Annotated in this window: 15 protein-coding genes and 4 tRNA genes; 9 read left to right on the forward strand and 10 right to left on the reverse strand. The window is 41.6% G+C overall.

The window, feature by feature from the left end; genetic code table 11:
- Positions 1-38: 38 nt before the first annotated feature.
- Together FTV04_RS11340 and rnr are read right to left on the reverse strand one after the other, a co-directional pair.
- Complete coding sequence (locus FTV04_RS11340) at positions 39-2,078, reverse strand: M3 family metallopeptidase (RefSeq protein ID WP_180089582.1); 2,040 nt, start codon at positions 2,076-2,078, stop codon at positions 39-41.
- 160 nt (positions 2,079-2,238) lie between these two features.
- The gene (gene rnr, locus FTV04_RS11345; RefSeq protein ID WP_180089584.1) at positions 2,239-4,656 is read right to left on the reverse strand and encodes a ribonuclease R; all 2,418 of its coding nucleotides are present in this window, start codon (positions 4,654-4,656) and stop codon (positions 2,239-2,241) included.
- Positions 4,657-4,924: 268 nt separating this feature from the next.
- Here rnr and FTV04_RS11350 point away from each other — a divergent pair.
- The 4 genes from FTV04_RS11350 (at position 4,925) to FTV04_RS11365 (ending at position 5,808) form a co-directional block, all read left to right on the forward strand.
- Positions 4,925-5,014, forward strand: a tRNA-Ser gene (locus tag FTV04_RS11350).
- Positions 5,015-5,029: 15 nt separating this feature from the next.
- Positions 5,030-5,106, forward strand: a tRNA-Arg gene (locus FTV04_RS11355).
- A 45-nt stretch (positions 5,107-5,151) separates the two neighbouring features.
- Positions 5,152-5,228 (forward strand) — tRNA-Arg (locus FTV04_RS11360).
- 503 nt (positions 5,229-5,731) lie between these two features.
- Positions 5,732-5,808, forward strand: a tRNA-Arg gene (locus tag FTV04_RS11365).
- 93 nt (positions 5,809-5,901) lie between these two features.
- Here FTV04_RS11365 and FTV04_RS11370 read toward each other — a convergent pair.
- Positions 5,902-7,185 carry an SRPBCC family protein gene (locus FTV04_RS11370; protein ID WP_257221037.1) on the reverse strand — a complete coding sequence of 428 codons (1,284 nt, stop codon included), beginning with the start codon at positions 7,183-7,185 and terminating at the stop codon, positions 5,902-5,904.
- Positions 7,186-7,369: 184 nt separating this feature from the next.
- Between FTV04_RS11370 and FTV04_RS11375 the strand changes: the two genes are divergently transcribed.
- Positions 7,370-7,867, forward strand: coding sequence for a YcxB family protein (locus FTV04_RS11375; RefSeq protein WP_180073408.1), 498 nt, complete (start codon positions 7,370-7,372; stop codon positions 7,865-7,867).
- An 8-nt stretch (positions 7,868-7,875) separates the two neighbouring features.
- Positions 7,876-8,541 (forward strand): fumarylacetoacetate hydrolase family protein, encoded by a 666-nt coding sequence (locus FTV04_RS11380; protein WP_313044169.1) that lies wholly within the window; start codon positions 7,876-7,878, stop codon positions 8,539-8,541.
- Between the two features lie 52 nt (positions 8,542-8,593).
- On the opposite strand, the gene FTV04_RS11385 is transcribed toward FTV04_RS11380, so the two are convergent.
- The gene (locus FTV04_RS11385) at positions 8,594-9,367 is read right to left on the reverse strand and encodes a tetratricopeptide repeat protein (protein ID WP_180089590.1); all 774 of its coding nucleotides are present in this window, start codon (positions 9,365-9,367) and stop codon (positions 8,594-8,596) included.
- Between the two features lie 96 nt (positions 9,368-9,463).
- On the reverse strand, positions 9,464-10,279 hold the full coding sequence (locus FTV04_RS11390) for a helix-turn-helix domain-containing protein (protein WP_180089592.1): 816 nt from the start codon (positions 10,277-10,279) through the stop codon (positions 9,464-9,466).
- A 103-nt stretch (positions 10,280-10,382) separates the two neighbouring features.
- On the opposite strand from FTV04_RS11390, the gene FTV04_RS11395 reads away from it, so the two are divergent.
- Positions 10,383-11,312 (forward strand): DMT family transporter, encoded by a 930-nt coding sequence (locus tag FTV04_RS11395; RefSeq protein ID WP_373688131.1) that lies wholly within the window; start codon positions 10,383-10,385, stop codon positions 11,310-11,312.
- Positions 11,313-11,365: 53 nt separating this feature from the next.
- On the opposite strand, the gene FTV04_RS11400 is transcribed toward FTV04_RS11395, so the two are convergent.
- On the reverse strand, positions 11,366-12,613 hold the full coding sequence (locus FTV04_RS11400; RefSeq protein WP_180059182.1) for a YihY family inner membrane protein: 1,248 nt from the start codon (positions 12,611-12,613) through the stop codon (positions 11,366-11,368).
- 112 nt (positions 12,614-12,725) lie between these two features.
- On the opposite strand from FTV04_RS11400, the gene wrbA reads away from it, so the two are divergent.
- Together wrbA and FTV04_RS11410 are read left to right on the forward strand one after the other, a co-directional pair.
- Entirely contained in the window at positions 12,726-13,319 is a 594-nt protein-coding gene (gene wrbA, locus FTV04_RS11405; protein WP_180059183.1) for an NAD(P)H:quinone oxidoreductase, read from the forward strand.
- Positions 13,320-13,637: 318 nt separating this feature from the next.
- The gene (locus FTV04_RS11410; protein ID WP_180059184.1) at positions 13,638-13,826 is read left to right on the forward strand and encodes a hypothetical protein; all 189 of its coding nucleotides are present in this window, start codon (positions 13,638-13,640) and stop codon (positions 13,824-13,826) included.
- A gap of 109 nt (positions 13,827-13,935) precedes the next feature.
- Here FTV04_RS11410 and FTV04_RS11415 read toward each other — a convergent pair whose 3' ends face one another.
- From FTV04_RS11415 to FTV04_RS11430, 4 genes are all read right to left on the reverse strand, one after another.
- Positions 13,936-14,334 carry a hypothetical protein gene (locus FTV04_RS11415; protein ID WP_180026120.1) on the reverse strand — a complete coding sequence of 133 codons (399 nt, stop codon included), beginning with the start codon at positions 14,332-14,334 and terminating at the stop codon, positions 13,936-13,938.
- 267 nt (positions 14,335-14,601) lie between these two features.
- Positions 14,602-15,177 carry a xanthine phosphoribosyltransferase gene (locus tag FTV04_RS11420; protein WP_078189246.1) on the reverse strand — a complete coding sequence of 192 codons (576 nt, stop codon included), beginning with the start codon at positions 15,175-15,177 and terminating at the stop codon, positions 14,602-14,604.
- Positions 15,178-15,267: 90 nt separating this feature from the next.
- Positions 15,268-15,981, reverse strand: coding sequence for a DUF3108 domain-containing protein (locus FTV04_RS11425; protein ID WP_078192434.1), 714 nt, complete (start codon positions 15,979-15,981; stop codon positions 15,268-15,270).
- Positions 15,982-16,139: 158 nt separating this feature from the next.
- On the reverse strand, positions 16,140-16,823 hold the full coding sequence (locus FTV04_RS11430; protein ID WP_180089594.1) for a hypothetical protein: 684 nt from the start codon (positions 16,821-16,823) through the stop codon (positions 16,140-16,142).
- Positions 16,824-17,018: the final 195 nt, after the last annotated feature.

Consider the following 17,018-nt stretch of genomic DNA (forward strand, 5'->3'; position numbering starts at 1 on the left):
TCATCATACTTACCTTGAATCTAACTAAGGTCACTAGTTTAAGCGTTTTTAGATGCGTTCGTCCAACCTTGATGACGCAGCAAAGCATCTATTTTTGGCTCGCGTCCACGGAAATTGATAAATGCGTCAAGTGCCGTATCTTTTCCGCCAACTGCTAGAATAAATTGTCTAAACGACTTGCCAGTCGAAGTATTAAAAATTCCTTCATTTTCGAATCGGTCGAAGGCATCACTTGCCAAAACCTCTGCCCATTTGTATGAATAATAACCAGCAGCGTAACCACCTGCAAAGATATGACTGAAACCATGTTGGAAACGGTTGTACGAAGTAGTGGGTGCAACTGCATATTTTTGACGAATATCATCTAAGGTTTGTTGGATGCCTGCAGCGTCCAAAGCAGGGTTGGCCTTATGGATATTTAAGTCAAACATGGCAAATTCAATTTGACGTAAAGTTTGCATCCCAGACTGGAAGAAACGTGCATCTTGTAGTGCTTTTAACAGATCGGCTGGTAAAGTTTGTTTTGATTCGATATGTTCACTGAGTAAATCTAAACTTTCTTGATCCCAAGTCCAAAATTCCATGAATTGACTTGGTAGCTCTACTGCATCCCACGCCACGCCATGTGTACCTGCGACAGCAATATTATCGACTTCCGTGAGCATGTGATGTAAGCCATGACCAAATTCGTGGAACAGCGTTGTTACTTCATCATGGGTAAGTAAAGCAGCTTGCTCACCGACAGGTGGAGTGAAGTTGCAGACCATGTAGCAAATTGGTTTTTGCAGACCATTTTCAGTTTGCATGCGTGAACGGAAGCCGCTCATCCATGCGCCGCCACGTTTCCCACTTCGTGCATACAGGTCAAAGTAGAATCCGCCAATCACGCTGCCTTGATCTTCAAGTTCAAAGTAACGTGCATCGGGATGCCAAACAGGCGCTACACGCTCGATTACATTGATGCCATAGAGACGATTTACAATGCTGAACAAGCCTTGAATAATTTTAGGTGCAGGGAAGTAGGGCTTCAGGTCTTCTTGTGACAAATTAAACTGTTGAACTTTGAGTTTTTCTGAGTAGAAAGTGGCATCCCACGGTTGTAACTCAGTGATACCGTCTTGCGCTGCAATGGCTTTCAGTTCAGCGATTTCTTTCTCTGCTGGCGCACGCGCATGTTCTGCCAGTTCAATTAGGAACTGATCAACAGTTGCCACATCGGGTGCCATTTTGCTCGCTAAAGACAATTCGGCGTAGTTGCTAAAACCAAGCAGGCTAGCCATTTCCTGACGCAGCTTCAAGATTTCTTCCATGACTGCTGTATTGTCAAATTCAGCAGCGTCTGCCTGATCAGAAGCACGTGTGGTATAGGCTTTATAGAGTGCTTCACGGACTTCACGGTCTTCGGCATAGGTCATAATGGCAATATAAGACGGGAAGTCGAGTGTTGCTACAGCCTGTTCGAGTTCGCGTTGCTGACCGTATTGTTTCAGAAGTTCAATGCTACCTTGAGGTAGTCCTTTGAGCTGCGCTTCTGTTAAAGGTTTGAAGTAGGCTTGGGTGGCATCCAATACGTGGTTGGAAAAGTCTGATGATAATTGTGAAAGGCGTGCAGATATTTCTGCATAGCGTTTTTTCGCTTCACCTTCTAAGGCTACGCCTGAAAGTTTAAAGTCTCGTAACGCAAGTTTAATTGCGCTTTGCTGTGCCGCAGGCAGCGTGTCAAATACACTGTTGTCATGTACGTGCTGATACGTTTGATACAACGCTGTGTGTTGACCTAGCTGCGTATAGTATTCACTCAGGCCGGGTAATAAAGATTGGTAGAGTTCACGAGTTTCAGCATTATTCATCACGGCATTTAGATGCGAGAGCACGCCCCATGCTTCACTCATATTGTTTTCAAGATCATCGACCTGTTCTAACGTATTCAGTTGTTTTTGTACCGAATCTGGAACAACCGTCAGTTCATTTAGAAATTGTTGACCGTGTTGAATCGCATTTTGAATTTTTTCTTTGAGTTGATCTAAGGTAATTTGATCAAATTGAGGAACGGGCAAAGTTGCCTTTTCTAAAGTCATATTTTCTACTTCATATAAATCCTGAGTTATTTATAGATGTAGGGTTTGTTACGGGTTAAATCAAGACTAAATCAGGAATTATTCATCTTCTGCAGAGGTCACTCAGCCTTTACTGACCTGAAGAATCAAAAAGAGCGCCGAAGCGCTCTTGATTTAAACCTTAATCCGCAGATGATTTTGCATTGGATTTTTTCTTTTTTACTTTTAACTTTTTCTTCACTTTATCTTTAGCCTTCGCTTCAGACTTTGTTGCAGATTTTTTAGCAGGTTTTTGGCTGTAGGAGCTGGGTTTTCCTTTGTCTTTTTTGCGTCGTATGGGCTGTTCTCCATCTTCAGCAACGTTGGTTTTACGCTCTGAAAAGACTTCTTCTTTGGCTGTGGGTTTTGCAACACGAGGGGCACGCGCGCGAATAGCACGGCCTGCATGGCTCAATTGTTGAATCAATTCAAAGTCGATTTTGCGCTCTTCTAGATTTACACCAGCAACTTTAATTTTCACTTCATCGCCGAGACTGAAAACTTGACCGCGAGATTGACCAATTAAGCTCTGACTTGGTTGGTCATAGACAAAGAAGTCATCACCCAATTGGCTGACGTGGATCATGCCATCAACATATAAGTCTTTGAGCGTTACAAACAGGCCAAATTCAGCAGTTGCACTGATGGTACCGACAAACTCTTCACCCAAATGCTGCTGCATGTAATGGCACTTCAACCATGTAGTGACAGAACGTGAAGCTTCATCAGCACGGCGCTCGGTCGCAGAGAAGTGTTCACCTGCATCATCCAGCGAAGCACCAGAAATTGGATAAGGTTTTTTCTTCAATTGTGCTTTGATGGCACGGTGCAGTAACAAGTCTGGATAACGACGGATTGGAGATGTGAAATGCGTATACGCTTCATAAGCCAAGCCAAAGTGACCTGCATTGTTCGCGCCATAATAAGCTTGCATCATTGAGCGGAGTAAAACGGCATGAATGCTTGGAGCATCAATACGGTCTTTGGTGGCATCAATCACGGCTTGATAGTCAGCTTGAGTCGGCTGTTCAGGGAATGGCAGGCCCAATAACTTCACAAAATCACGAACCTTTTGAATACGTGAGAATTCAGGTGGTTCATGCACACGGTACAGCATAGGAATTTCATTTTTTAATGCATATTCTGCCGCTGCGACGTTTGCCAGCAACATACATTCTTCAATCAGTTTGTGTGCATCATTACGGCTACGCGGTAGGATTTCGTTAATACCGCCTAGCTCATCAAAGGTCATATAAGTTTCAACGGTTTCAAATTCCATCGCGTGGCGTTCAGCACGTAAGCCTTTCAACACTTGATACAATTGGAATAAGGTATTGACCGATTTACGTACATCACGGTCTTCAGGAATGGCTTGACTATTACCCTCAAAATATTCGGCCACTTGAGTATAGGTCAAACGAGCTTTGGAATGCATCACACCCGGATAGAATTCAAACTTAGTAACACGACCCGCGCGAGATAAGTTTAAATCACAGACCATACATAAACGGTCTACGTGTGGGTTCAAAGAACATAAACCATTCGACAGCGCCTCAGGCAACATCGGCAATACAAAATGAGGGAAGTACACCGATGTACCGCGCTCTTGAGCTTCGTCATCGAGCGGTTTACCCGGACGTACATAATGGCTGACATCGGCAATTGCCACCACAACACGATAACCACCACCCGGACGTTTTTCCGCATACACGGCATCATCGAAGTCGCGGGCATCTTCACCATCAATGGTGACAAGCGCTAAATCACGTAAGTCGACACGATCTTCACGATCTTGTTCTGATGGCTCTTTAAAGCTGTTGGCTTCTTGTTGTACCGCTTCAGGGAATTCGTAAGGTAAACCAAATTCTAAAATGGTTTGTGGAATAATAATTTCAGTGTCTGCTTTATCTGCCATCGACTGAACAATATGACCTGTCGCAAATTCTTCTTTGGTTGGGTAGCTGTCAATCGCAATACGCACAGAGTCGCCGAGTTTGACTTTGGCATGCTCGATTAATTCTTTTTCTAAAGTAATCGGTTGGTGTGCATTAGGATTTGCCGGCTGAATAAAATATTCACCTTCATATTCAGACACTTTACCAATAATTTCTTTGACACGATGCTGTAGAACTTCAGTAATAAAGCCCCATGCCTTGCCTTTACGGTCTACCGATGTTTGGCGGACTTTAACACGGTCACCATTAAACACCTGACGTAACTCACGTTCAGGAAGTAAAAGGTCATCTTCACCGCTAATATTGGCTGTGCCTAAACCTTTTGAGTTGATATAAACCGTTGCTTCATGAGTCGGTTGCTCAGCTGCAAGCTGGAACTTAAATCCATCTTTCATCAACTGACCATCTCGAACCATCGCAATCAGACGATGACTCAGTGCATCAATACTTTTTTGATCGGCAATTTCAAAATGTTCTACAAGATCGGCATGCGACATTGCAGTTTTCAGTTGTTCAATCGTCTCTTGAATCAGAGTACGGCTTGGAATTGGATTGTCATAACGTTCGGCTTCAGCTTTTGCTTCAGGGTCGACCCAGTTTTTCATATGTATTTGGCTTCAAATCAGAAGATTAGGATTAGCATAAGTCATGCAAGCAGATACTGCACGCAATTGATTGCAATAAAGTGTTTTATGCCGATATTTTATAATGTTTAAAGCTGAAGAGTAGGAGACAGCAGTGTGTGCTGAACTAATTTTGCACTAATTTTTTGAAAATCGTTTAAAAAATATCTAATTGAGTAAAAAAATGAAAAAAATATAACGACTGTGCTTGCAGTCGTATCATGATCTTTGTATTATGGCGGCACGTTACGGTGAGATGGGTGAGTGGCTGAAACCACATCCCTGCTAAGGATGCATACGGGCAACTGTATCGAGGGTTCGAATCCCTCTCTCACCGCCACGATTTACTTATGTCGCGCTCATAGCTCAGCTGGATAGAGCACTTGGCTACGAACTAAGGGGTCGGGAGTTCGAATCTCTCTGAGCGCACCAATAAGTAAATCTGAAAACGTAGTCTTTTAAGACGACACAAGTTACGCGCTCATAGCTCAGCTGGATAGAGCACTTGGCTACGAACTAAGGGGTCGGGAGTTCGAATCTCTCTGAGCGCACCAACTTGAACAAATTACCGCACATGTTGCGGTTTTTTTGTGCTTGTGATTTATCGCTTTGATATAGCTGTCTTTTGTCTTTTGTCTTTTGTCTTTTGTCTTTTGTCTTTTGTCTTTTGTCTTTTGCTTGGATTGTATAAAGCGTTCTTTTTCATAAGACGACCCATCAGTAAATTTGATTTTGCTTTCTTCCATAGATAACCTTTTTTTTCAGATGTTCATGGTGATGCAATTTTTTAAATCTAAGGCAAGGAAAAGTTGACTCATTTAAAGCCGTGATTCAATGATGGCGATATACTTGTTATCTATCTTGAGCATTTATAAGTGAGTACAGCTAACTTTAGATTCCAAACTTGTGATGCAAAAGCCCTTTAAAAAGTAAATCAGGATGATTTTGAACGTGTTTAAAGAGTAATTGTTTATTTGCTGTGCGTTTAGTTAAATTTATATGAAAAAGCTCTTAACAAAAAATAAAAATCACGTATAATGAGCCTCATCAAGACGTCGCGCTCATAGCTCAGCTGGATAGAGCACTTGGCTACGAACTAAGGGGTCGGGAGTTCGAATCTCTCTGAGCGCACCAACTTGATCAAGATTGAAAAAACCGCACATGTTGCGGTTTTTTTGTGTCTGAAATATAGCTAAAAACAATAAATTCAGCTCATCACTCAAGGTTCTAACTTAACTTCTGTTTAACTTTGAGTGCAAAGACCGTATTTCCGCCTAAAGCCGGTAACATGTCGTGATACGGCATACTGCGCATAGCACGAAGTAAAAACGGTGCTTTGTCATCAATCTTCACCGCACTGGTCAATTGTAATAACGACCCTTGTTGTAAGGGGCGAATATGCATTGCACCTCGGACAAACTTTAAGTCCCCACCTGTTGCGGTGTATTGATTTTGCAGTAAGTCGGGATAGTTAAAACGCATCTTAAAATCAAAGGGAATATTGATCACACCTAAACCCACCGAAATTTTATAGTCGGCATCCATGAGGTGCGGATTAATTTTCTGCACTTGCATATGTTTGACTTGTCTTGGAAATAAGTGCTTGAACGAAGACACATTAATCCAGCGCTGTAAGCTCGAAGGCTCTTGTGCATAATATTGAAAACTGGTGCTAAAGCGCATCAATTCATAATTTTGCCCAAAGGGAACGCGCTGCGCTGTCAAAATAAAGGACACAGGTTCTTTCGAGCTTTGACTTAATTGGGTGATTTTGTCGAGTTGAGAGGCATTCAATTTGAGTTCAGGCAATTGATTTGCAGCGAGAGTTTCACTACTAAAGGCTTTAAATCGGCGCTGTAATGATTCGAGTAAAAAACCATTGGCTCCCGCAGGAATCCCTAATTTGGCATCGGGTAAGGCATTTAATATTTTGCTAAACAAAAAACCTTTGGGCTGATTTAAATCACCCCATTGGGTCACACTAATCAAGGTGTGTTGTGCATCAATCTCAAACCATTCAATTTTCCCTGCACCAAAGGGCACTGGTGCTTCTAGAACCAAACTATTAATGCTGTTGTGCTGAATTTGGTGCTGCATCACCACAGTTTCTTTAAAGTTTAAAACCGGAATCGGCGTCGGGATGTGGATGCGATATTCAACTTGGCTGGTTGAACCTTGTTGTTGCAAAACCTCAGCAGATTTTAGCGTGGGAAATAAGCCGGCGTAGTTTGGATAATTACTGAGTAATCTGGCGACATTTTTACTGTTGGTTGGGACAACCACCGCGGCACTTTGAAATTTACCAACGACTTTTTGTCCTGCTTTCATCGTGGGTAGACTAATCTGCTGTGAGGGATGTGCAAAAATCACGATGTGATCACCGGCAAGATTTGCCAAGGCTTTGGCATTGCCATTAAACAAGTCCAAACTACTAGGGATCTGGGGTTGCCATTGAACGAATTTGGCCCAACTGGTCGATATGCTCAGTCCACTCAGAAACACTAGCATCATGATTATTTTTGTTATCTGCATGTCACATCCTGCGTATGCAATCTTTTATTTGTTGCTGTTTTTAACGTATTTCTAGAGGGAAGGGAAGTAGTGATGTGTTACAACCGAGCATTAAAAAGCATGAAGCAAGTTTGAATTGTGGTGTAGTATTTAGCGCAATTCATTTTTAAATATTCATACGCTTATGTCTGAAAATCTACCTGCATTATCGCTGCGCTATTTTTTAAATCTAGAAGAATCACAGGATGGTTTTGCACTAGCTACTTTTGGCAAAAAGCAATTTACGCGTTTTTTAACGCCAGCCATTAGCCTTGGGATTATCATCTGGGGTTTTTACTTGGGTGTAGATGGCGTCGGTGCATACTATGTTGGTCTGGGTGCTTTCTTTTTACTCCTTCAAGGCATCATGCGTTATTGGTTTTTACCGATGATGTTTAAACGCCAGTTTGTAAAATACCAATTAGGCAAAAGTGAACAAGGTATTGATTTATTTCAAGACTATGCAGAAATTCATGCCAATGGTCGTAAGAATGTCTTTCATTATGCTGAAGTGGCCAATTTTGCTGAAGGCAAATTGACTTATATGCTTGAGCTGAAAAATAAAACCGTGATTATTGTGCCGAAAAGTGCATTTAAAGATACTGCGGACCAAGCGATTTTTACCAATACTTTTCAGCACTAAGACAATCTATTCATAACAAAAGAGGGAGTAGTATGCAGTCACGTCCATCTAAAATTGTTTGCGTCGGTCGTAGTTATGCAGATCATGCCAAAGAATTAGGCAATGCAATTCCTGACCGTCCTGTGCTTTTTATGAAGCCGCCAAGTGCATTAACCGCATTAGAGCAAGGCATCTCATGGAATCCTGCATGGGGCAGTTGCCACTATGAATGCGAATTAAGTTTACGTATTGATCGTCCTTTATCGGCTGAAACTGATCCACGCAAAGCCTTAGAAGCAGTCGGAGCTGTGACTTTGGGGCTAGACCTGACCTTGCGTGATCTACAAGATGACTTAAAGAAAAAAGGTCAGCCTTGGGAGCGTGCCAAAGCTTATGATGGTTCTTGCATCCTTGCGGATTGGGTCGATGTTCAAGAGGTGGTTCAAGATTGGAAAGATGTGCATTACACCTTGCATGTCAATGATGAACTGCGCCAGAACGGTGATACTGCATTGCTGATTTTTGATGTGGGTACTTTGTTGGCAGATATTAGCCAAGTGTTTAGTCTTGAAGCGGGTGATGTGGTCATGACGGGTACGCCTGCGGGTGTCGCGGCACTACAGTCAGGTGAGCAGTTGAAAATGACCCTGAAAGGCAAAAATCAGGATTTTGTTTGGACAACTTTTGTCAAATAATCTGTGAAAAAAATACAAAAAAGGCTGCTTAATGCAGCCTTTTTTGATTGATCTATTCGGTACTGCTTGATGGCGGTGGCTCATTCGGTTGTAAAGGACCAGTATCTTTCCATGCTTCATAGGTCTCGGCCATATGCTGTGAGTCAGTGTCTCCCAATGCACCTGCTTTGGCATACCATTGTCGCGCTTTTTCACCATCTCGAATATCATAATGATAATAATGTGCCATTTTCATCGCCGCGTCAGCATCTTGCCCTTGTTCTGCGGCATAGCTTAAATATTCAGCTGCTTTGTCGGGTGTAGACGAAGGATGTTCAGAAAAATAATGTTGATTTCCCAAGACTTTGATTGCTTCGACATTCTTTTGTTTGGCAGCTTTTTCATACCAAATTTGCGCTTGGTGCTTATCTTGAATTAAGCCTTTTCCCGTGTCGTACATCCAACCAACGGTATATTCAGCAGCAGGATCATGAGTCTTTTTTGCAAGGTCTAGCACCCAGTGTGCAAGGAAAATATTGCCATCTTGCTGCATCTTTCGAATCACTTGATCTGCATGCGGGTTTCCTTGGTAGGCTTGAGTCATCAACCATGCGAATGCGTCCGTAGTGCCTTGATCCGCAGCAGCTTTGTACCAATGTACACTTTGTTCGATATTTTGTTCTGTGCCCGTTCCACTGAGGTATAAATCACCCACTTTCATTTGTGCAGTCGCATCGCCTGTTTGAGCGGTTTTGAGTGCAGAATTAAATTCACGCTGTTCTTTGGAACTACAAGCCGTTAAAAATACGGCAGATAAACACAGCGCTAAAATGGTTTTTTTATTCATTCGAAAGGGAGTCATTATCATTCTTTGTGGATTTTTTGATCTTAGCGGATTGTTGAATCACTTTATAGAGACCCTTATAGCTAAATTTAAACAAATTTAGGGCTTTAAGGCAGATTTTCTAAACTGATCTGGGGTGCAAAGCATCCATTTTTTAAACATATTTATAAACGCCGAGGCATTGGCATAACCAAGTTCTAAAGCAATATTTTCGACGGTTTGACCTGCGTTGAGCATCGACATGGCTTTCATGACTTTGAGGCGTTGTCGCCATTCATGCAGCGACATCCCAAGTTCTTTTTGACAATAACGTGCCAGAGTACGTTCCGTCATGTTTATCCGCTGTGCCAATTGCTCAAGCGCGCTCTGATCCGCAGGATGTTGATGTAAATAATCAAGCAGTTGTTTGAGGGCAGGGTGTTCCGAATACGGTAAATAGCTACTGACCAATTTGGCTTGATGTAGTTGATCTAAGATCACATGGAGTAAGCGTTGATACTCGGCGGTATTTTCCAAGAGGTCGGCTTGTTGGTGCAACAGACGCAAATGGCTGAAGATCGCGGTGACTAAGGGCGAGCTGAGTAAAATCCCCGGTTGTTTCGGTAAGTGAGTACATAGCGATTCATGTACATATAAGGTTCCATGTGAAACCGCAGTACGATTTAAACCACTGTGTTCTAAATGTGGGGGAAGCCAAATGCCATAAGGCGGTGGAGTAATATAGTCTATCTGATTGATGTTCACTTCCATTACGCCATTAAAGGCATAGACAAACTCGCCCCAAGCATGCCCATGAACGGGATAAACAGACAGTGCAGGATCGTCACGAAAACTGATCCACAGCGCTGCTTGAATTTCATCGTTGGTGGGAAGTTGCTGGAACTGCGTATGATCTACACGAGCTTTATGACGCATGAGAAATTTTGCCTGAATAAGAAGATCACTTGTCTATTTTGAAGTATATATTTTATTTCTGACAGTTCTATAGTGTTGCTTGTCGTATTGTTGAGTAAATAGTGTGGAACAGCGTAAGGCGCTAGATGCAAAAGCTTCTGGTCTGATGATTATTTTGTGCATGATTTTAGGGATTCAACAGGTCATTTTGAAATTGGCCGCGGTTGATATTGCGCCGATCATGCAAATTGCCATTCGATCGGGTTTGGCTGCGCTGTTGGTCTTTCCACTGATTCGTCTCAAGCCGGGAACACATTTATATACACGCGAATACATGCTACCGGGTATCTGGTTGGCGTTTTTATTTTCAGCTGAATTTATTTTAGTGGCAGAATCCCTGCGCTATACCTCTGCATCACATACTGTTGTCTTGCTCTATACCGCACCGATATTCGTGGCATTAGGTTTACATTGGAAGTTGCCTGAAGAAAAGCTTACAGCGATCCAGTGGGTCGGTATTTTTATTGCCTTTTCAGGTATTGTCCTGTCGTTTATGGGACGTGAAAGTAGCACTACAGTCAACACTCAAGCCCTGTTGGGTGATGCGATGGCATTACTTGCAGGGGTGATGTGGGCCTTGACCACCATTTCATTAAGACTCACCAAACTGTCTGATGCACCTCCGACTCAGACCTTGTTTTATCAGTTGGTTGGTGGTTGTGTATTTTTATTACCCGTGGCGTGGCTGACAGGACAAATGACTGTACATTGGACGGTGCTGTCCATCAGCAGCATGATTTTTCATGTGCTCATTATTTCATTTTTCAGTCTGATGCTGTGGTTTTGGCTGTTAAGTAAATATCTGGCCAATGGTCTGGGCGTATTTTCATTCCTTACCCCAATCTTTGGTCTGGTCTTTGGTGTATTGATCTTAAACGAAACGATTGAACTGAACTTTATCTTGGGGACGGCCTTAGTAATGGTCGGGGTGATGACGGTAACCTTGCATCGATGGTTAGCTAAATTGATGGGACGTCAGCGCACAGCGACCTAAGATCATGTATAAATAAAAAAGGAGAGCTACGGCTCTCCTTTTTTTATTTACGCTTATTTTTCTTCAAAAATAGTCGCAAGTGGAATCGAGAGTTTGGCCACGAGATAATCATCCGATTCGACCAGTTGCGGCCCAATTTTTTCCATCCAAACATCATCTGGATCGACGCGACCTAAATCTTGCCGTTTAGGGAGCGGATAGGGCAGCTTACTGTAAAAACTCCAAAAGTCCACTTGGGTTAAATTACGAACTAAAACATAATGATCATCATCTGTACGTTTAATCAGGTGTTGCTCTTCAAACAATAAAATATAGCTTGGCAGGCGGCCGATTTCATCACGCCCTAAAACCTCAAGCGCTTCTTTTTCTGTCACGCTCTGACCGAGTTTTTGCTTTTTATAAAATAATTCAAGCAAATCCATCAACATAATAACAGGATGACGTTTTTGGTCGTTGCCCGAATTGAAAGCGGTCAGTGCATAACTAATTTCTACCCCAATCAGTACGATATTCCATGAAAGGAATATCCAAAGCAGGAAAATTGGCACTGCAGCAAAAGCACCGTAAACGATTTGATAACTGGTGAAATTTGACATGACAAAACCAAAAAGGTTTTTGAGTAATTCAAATACCACGGCACTAAAGACACCCGCGATCAGCGCCGCCTTAATCGGCACACTGCGGTTGGGAATCGTCCAATACAGAATGAAAAAACCTAAAATGGTCAATGAAAAAGACAAGATCCACAGCAGAAAAGCCCCATCCAGTTCATAGCCGGCAAAATTATTGCTGAGGACATTCATAGAGGCCAAGGTAGATGACACAACAAATGCGCTACCCAGTAAGATCGGGCCTAATGAGATAATAGTCCAATAGCGCATAAAGCCAATAATGCCGCCACGTGTCTCACGCACCCGCCAAATTCGGTTAAATACTGTCTCAATGCTGGTCAGCATCATGACTGTGGTAATGAATAAAAACAGTACACCAATAACAGTCAGGTTACTGGATTTATCGGTGAATGCATTCAGTGCTTTATCAAAAGCAATTGTCGTTTTCGGTAGAAAATTACTATAAATCAATTGTTGAAGCTGTTGACGAGCAGGTTCTAAAGCTTTAATTGAGGAGATGATGACCAAGAATACGGTCAACATGGGTACCACTGCAAACAAGGTGGTATAGGTTAATGATCCTGCTTGTTCACGGCAGCGATCGGCTTCAAAACGTCGAATGACAAATAAAACAAACTGAAACCATTTCTTGTCGTAAAAGGGAAGTTTTTTTAAAAATGCTTCGATCATTCGTTCAAGTCTCGAGTTATTTTAGTCATGTTTATGCAATTTTCATCACTTAGCTTAACCAAAAAATAGGAAAAATACCGTATAGTTTTCTTTTTTCATTGAATTTATAAAAATGACGCAAGCTTATGTACTAGTGCTGTATTACAGCAAATATGGTTCAACACGTGAGATGGCACATTTGATTGCCAATGGAATTGAAGCGTCTGGAATGGCGGTAAAAATACGAACCGTTCCAAATTTATCCGCTGTGGTGACTGACGTGCAGCCCAGTATTCCTGCCGAAGGCGATATTTACTGTAGCTTAGATGACTTAGCGCATTGCTCAGGTTTAGCCCTTGGTTCGCCAACACGTTTTGGTAATATGGCGTCGGAAATGAAATATTTCTGGGATCAAACCACAGCGCTTTGGCTCAATGGCGCATTACATGGCAAACCTGCCTGTGTGTTTACCAGTTCAGGTTCAATGCATGGGGGACAGGAAAGTACTTTGCTGACCATGCTGCCACCTTTGTTTCATCACGGAATGATGGTTATGGGTTTAAGTAATGCCCATCCTGCATTATCGAATACCAAAACGGGTGGTACGCCTTATGGTGCAAGTCATGTCAGTGGTCCACGCCATGATCAGTCATTGAGTCAAGATGAGCGAAACTTATGTGAAGAGCAGGGTAAACGCCTGGGCGAAGTGGTCAAAAAGTTGATTTGATACTTACTTGTTCTAGGAAGTTACACAGACTTTGTAGCGAACGAGCAAGAAAAGGCTTAAATATTGCACTTTTCTTGCTTTTTTACGTGTGATTTCTTTTTATTAACGATGTCGTATTTGCGCCCAAAAATATAAAAATAAATCTGTCGAACTATTCTTAAAATACCCAAAATAAGTGATATCAATAACATATTGAAAGTTTTTAAATACAGCCTGCTCAGTGATGGCCTTGAATCGATTTTTGCTGTCTTTTTGGGCGCGTTATTTTTATTTTTTGATTACATGATTTGTATTTAAATTTCTTCTTTGGGGTGTGTGATGTCTATTATTAATTTTCGAATGATTTTCCTGTGTTCCGCATTTGCTGCATCTTCCTTGTGTACGGCAATGCCAGTTTTGCACAGTATGGATTTCCCGCAAGAGAAAAAAGCTGAAGAAAACGAATTTTTGGCGAAACAAGATCAAGTCAAAGCAGAATCAAAATCTTTAACTGATGCTTCAAATTAATTGATTCGCCATGGTTTTCGAATAGCATTTCAATAGACTAGAAATACATATTAGAAAAACAATAACCTATTAAAAAAGAGCGCTGATGCGCTCTTTTTTTATATCCAATTTAGTCTTGATCCGAAGTCTTTGCAGCGTCTTCAGGCTGTTGCTCAACTTCAAAGCGCTGTTTGCAGTCTAAACATTGGTAGTCGAGAAAAATATTTTGATCGACGATCACGCCGGCTTTTTTACCAAAACGGTGTCCTAGAAAACCGCCTGTAATGCCGACGCTAATTGCACCAACAAAAGTACCGATGGTTCCGCCCATAATCACGCCAAGTGGGCCTGCAGTCACACCACCAATCGCAGCACCAATAGATGCGCCAGATGCCGCACCACCGACAGTCCCTGCAGCAGTTCCTGCACCACTGAGTAAAACCCCACCAATTTTTTGTAAGTTTTGTTCATGGTTACGCTTTTCAATATGGGTTGATCCACATCTTGGACATTTAACTGTCGGTTCCATGTTTTGATCTTCTGTATTCATAACTTTCCGTAGCCTTAAAAAATAAAGTGGCCGAATTTATGGTGCAGCATAATGTAATTTGACAGATGAGTAGTTGACCCATTTGATCAAATGCAACGATTTTCCTGAATTTTATCGAGTTTTGCACACCGATGTTTTGTCTGCTTGTAACTAAGGCGTTAAAAAGTGCGCTCTATGTCACCTTAATGGCAAATTTTTAGCAAAAAAAAGAACACCTGATGTGTTCTTTTTTCTTTTGAACGCAAACTAGTCACGAACAAATTCAACTGTACCATTCGCCAGTGATTTCACACGTGCCAATGATTCAACGCGATAGCCTTTTTCAAGCAAAATATCACGACCAGGTTGGAATGATTTTTCAATCACGATACCGATACCCAATACTTCAGCACTTGCTTGATGAATAAGATCTGCAAGACCTAAAGCCGCTTGACCATTGGCCAAGAAGTCATCAATCACTAAAACTTTATCTTCAGCATTGATGTGCTTTTTAGAAATCGCGATAGTGCTTTCAGTTTGTTTCGTGAAAGAAAACACTTTTGAGCGATACAAATCATCTTTTAAGGTCAAAGATTGATATTTACGTGCAAAAATCACAGGAACACCAAGTTCAAGACCAGCCATTACCGCAGGTGCAATACCTGATGCTTCAATCGTAATGATTTTTGTGATGCCAGCATCTTTAAAAAGACGGGCAAATTCTTGACCAATTTGTTGCATCATCACAGGGTCAATTTGGTGGTTCAGGAAAGAATCGACTTTCAGAACTTCTTCAGAGAGAACGATACCTTCAGCTAAGATTTTCTGTTCCAGAGCGTGCACGGGAGAATCCTCGAGGGGCAGGTGCTTTTTAAAGCAAAAGCGTATTTTAAAAAGCACCGTGAAAAATGCAAGCGAAATTGATCAAATCAATTAATTTGTTGCACCTTTATAGCCCGTTAACAATAAACCGTAAGAGGTTTTATTGTCTTGGTGGGAAACTTTGACAGGTAGATAATCTAGTTTTGGTGCTAACCAGAAAGTCGTTTGACGGCCTGGTTTGTCATGACGCATCACGACTTTAACGGTGTCAAAAGTTCCATAAGTGGTTTTCACTTTTTCAGTGCCTTGTTTCACGAACTTACGAGCTTCAACCTCTTTGGCATCGGCAATGTAGTAATTCGATTTCAAACCACCATTTTTTAAATCTTCACGAATTTGCAATTCAGCATTGAGTTCATCTAACACACCTGATTTCCACGCAAATGAACGCGCTTTATCATCTTTTTTGGTATTAATGGTTTTTGCGCCAGCATTGAAATTGATGTTCATGGTGTTGTTGTGCACCAAAATTTTGCTGCTGCGGCTAAAGCTGTTCGAGTGAATTTGGCTGCCATTTAAACTAAAACGACTGGTTTCAGTTGCAGAGGCCATCGCACCAGCTTTTGCTGCGAAAACATACGTCCAGTTATTCCCAGATTGTTTTAGGGTACGTGTTGCAGAACCCAAGTTTTTGCCATTGTAGTTAAATTGGTAGTTGGCTTGGAATGGACTCATGGCAAATGACTGACTTGAGAAACCAGTCAAAAGCAGTGTAGTCGATACCCCAGCAACAAGACCTAAATTTTTCAAAACTGAATGTGCCATAAGTATGGTTTTCCTATTCAATAGAAGTGCGGTGGGCTAAACCACCTGATATGTTTATTATGCGGCTGGATTGTGGAGAATCACGTCACAAATCCGTGCCTAATGTATATATTGTGTAGCGTTTTTATAGGTTCAAGATGCCTAAGTACAGGATAAGTCTAGCTTTCCTTTTGCTTAATTGGCATGACTTCATCGTCTTTTAAATTTGAATCATCCCAGTCTTCTATCCGTTCTTGCGACATCTTGGTGAACAATGCGGTTAAATTAACATTACCAATCACCACCAATTCGGCCTCACGTAAAACAGCATGGTTGACATGGACTTTGCCCAGTGTGTCGATAATCGATCGACTTTTACCGAGCCAGCGATTCAGGTCTAAATACAGTAAATCATCTTTAACTTTGATCACATTGAGCTTTTCCAAAATCATACCCAATGGATCTTGGTTGAGTACTTTTTGATAGAACCATAACGCCATGCGCACGCCCATCTTATACAGAACATTTGGATACTTCGCTTCAATCACTTGTGTATCACTAATTTGTTCAAATACGATCAATTGCGTTAGTTTGTTGAGTTCCATCTGTACCAGTTTTAAATCAACAGAGAGTGTTATGATCAGCCCGTTATAATCCAAAGTAGCATACAGTCGAAGCCAGTCGTCATGAAGGTCAGCATGCAAGTCTTTGAGCATTTTCACATTATCGGTCACAAAGCGCTGAAACGTCGCATTTAAAAACACTTGAGACATTGGGAATTCACGCTCATCTTCAATAAATCCTTCAGCTTTTTGGTACACTTGACGTATACGTTTAGCGATATTGGAAACTAGCGTTTGCATAAGAAGTGCATCCTGACAAATTATGTTTTTTGACGATGTGTATCTTGTCGATTTCTATAAAAACACAAGGTTTTGATCTTGCAGTTTAGCAAAATAAATTGCACCATTTTCATGATTTTAATTGTGCATTATCGATGTGTTGATGGATTTCTCGTTTTCATCAAAAAATGAATACGAGTTTTATTTTATACTGTT

Origin of the sequence: Acinetobacter sp. YH12219, from assembly GCF_013417875.1 — a bacterium.
Lineage (GTDB): Bacteria > Pseudomonadota > Gammaproteobacteria > Pseudomonadales > Moraxellaceae > Acinetobacter > Acinetobacter amyesii.